This is a genomic window from Mesorhizobium sp. M7A.F.Ca.CA.002.05.1.1 (assembly GCF_003998335.1).
Classification (GTDB): domain Bacteria; phylum Pseudomonadota; class Alphaproteobacteria; order Rhizobiales; family Rhizobiaceae; genus Mesorhizobium.
The window spans coordinates 1-1,271 of the sequence record NZ_RZQI01001262.1; the positions used below are offsets into that span (position 1 = coordinate 1).

General features: G+C 69.5%; 1 pseudogene. It reads left to right on the forward strand.

What is annotated here, in order from left to right:
• Positions 1 to 113: 113 nt before the first annotated feature.
• A pseudogene (gene fni / locus EN939_RS34715) lies at positions 114 to 1,158 on the forward strand (type 2 isopentenyl-diphosphate Delta-isomerase).
• Positions 1,159 to 1,271 lie beyond the last annotated feature (113 nt).

Genomic DNA, 1,271 nt, shown 5'->3' on the forward strand with positions numbered 1-1,271 from the left:
AGGGGGAGGGCAGCGTGCGTCGGCCTGGACGCGCCGGAGGCGGCGGCTTGGGCGCGCTGCCGTCGGTTCGATCCGACGCAACGCCGTCGCCCGCTGCTACGGATGGAGCGAGCATGAGCGACACCGCCCTGAGCCGGGGAAGGACGAACATCTGGACATCGTGCTGGATCGGCGAACGGCGCCGGCCACGGTGGCCGCTGGCTGGGAGTACATCCATTTCGAACACTGCGCACTGCCCGAGTTGGACCTGACGCAGATCGACCTGCGCGCCTCGCTGCTGGGCAAGGCTATGCGCGCGCCGCTGCTGATCAGCTCTATGGCCGGCGGCATGCCACGGGCCGAGGCCATCAACCGGCATTTGAGCGAGGCAGCGCAAGCCTTGGGGATCGCCATGTGCGGTTCGCAGCGTGTGAGCCTGCAATCCCGCAACTCCCAGGGGCTAACGCGCGCGCTGCGCCGCCTGGCGCCAGACATTCCCTTGCTGGCCAATATCGGCGCCGCGCAACTGCGGGAGGCCGACGGCCTGGACCTGGCGCGTCGCGCGGTGGACGCGCTGGAGGCCGATGGGCTCATCGTCCATCTCAATCCGCTGCAGGAAGCGGTACAGCCGGAGGGCGACCGCGAACTGGCGCGGCGTCCTGGCGCTGATCGCTGGCGCCGCGCGCATCGTGGGCGTGCCGATGGTGGCCAAGGAAGTGGGGGCGGGCCTGTCCGCCTCGGTGCCTGTGCGCTCGTCGAGGCGGGCGTGGCGGTAATCGATGTCGCCGGCGCCGGCGGCACCAGTTGGGCCGCAGTGGAGGGCGAGCGCGCCCGCAATGCCGCCGACCGTGCAGTGGCGATGTCATTCGCCGATTGGGGGATTCCACCCTGACCAGCGTGCAGGCGGTGCGTCGGGCGCTGCCAACGGTGAAGCTGATCGCGTCGGGCGGGATCCGCGATGGCGTCGACGTGGCCAAGGCCATCCGCCTGGGCGCGGACATCGCCGGGCAGGCGGCCAGCGTGCTGGGCGCGGCGACAGTGTCCACCGGGGCCGTTGTCGCGCATTTCGAGATCGTCATCCGCCAGTTGGCCGTCGCCTGCTTCTGCACGGGCTCGGCTGATCTGGCGGCGTTGCGTCAGGCGCGCTTGTTGCCCTCGTCGCATTTGTCCGCCGGTTGATGTCGGCGTCGTCCGCACGCTAACAGCAGGCTGCTGAAATACCTACGCCAAAGACAGACTATTGATCCCCCTGGCGAGACGGCTCGATTGACGGGAGCGATGTGTTCATGGAG